This window comes from Mesorhizobium sp. M1D.F.Ca.ET.231.01.1.1, from assembly GCF_003999155.2.
GTDB lineage: Bacteria > Pseudomonadota > Alphaproteobacteria > Rhizobiales > Rhizobiaceae > Mesorhizobium.
In genome coordinates this window covers 1-420 of the sequence record NZ_RZOZ02000070.1, presented here as the reverse complement: position 1 = coordinate 420, position 420 = coordinate 1, and the positions used below count along the sequence as shown (strand labels likewise).

Annotated in this window: 1 protein-coding gene; it reads right to left on the bottom strand. The window is 64.5% G+C overall.

Annotated elements, in window-relative coordinates; genetic code table 11:
- Window positions 1–420 (bottom strand): ISAs1 family transposase (locus EN874_RS32305; RefSeq protein WP_135884716.1); only part of this gene is annotated, 420 nt, incomplete at both ends.

Genomic DNA, 420 nt, shown 5'->3' with positions numbered 1-420 from the left:
GTCAGCATCTGCGGCCTGAAGGATGTTTCTGGCGATGCGGGTGATGAGTGCGGTGTTGGCAGGGGCATTGTCCTTGCGGGCACGGGATCGATCCTCATCCAGATGAACGTCGAGCATCCAATGCAGCCCGTTCTCGATCTGCCAATGGGCTCTGGTGCGGTCGAGCGCCTGCTGCGGCGACATAAGCGTGGAGGCCATGAACAGGCGCATCAAAGGCCTGGCCTGATCGCGCCGGCTGGTGATGCGGATGAAGGCTTTGTGACCGGGCATCAGCGGCTCGGCCGCCGCCACGACCTCGGCCTGCCGCCATTCATTGCGGCCATGGCTGGTTTCGGTCCGCTCGGCGACGGCGGGGGTGACCTCGGTCAGTCGCTGCTTGGCGTGAGCAACCCAATGCCGACGGTTTCCCTTGAGCGCGAG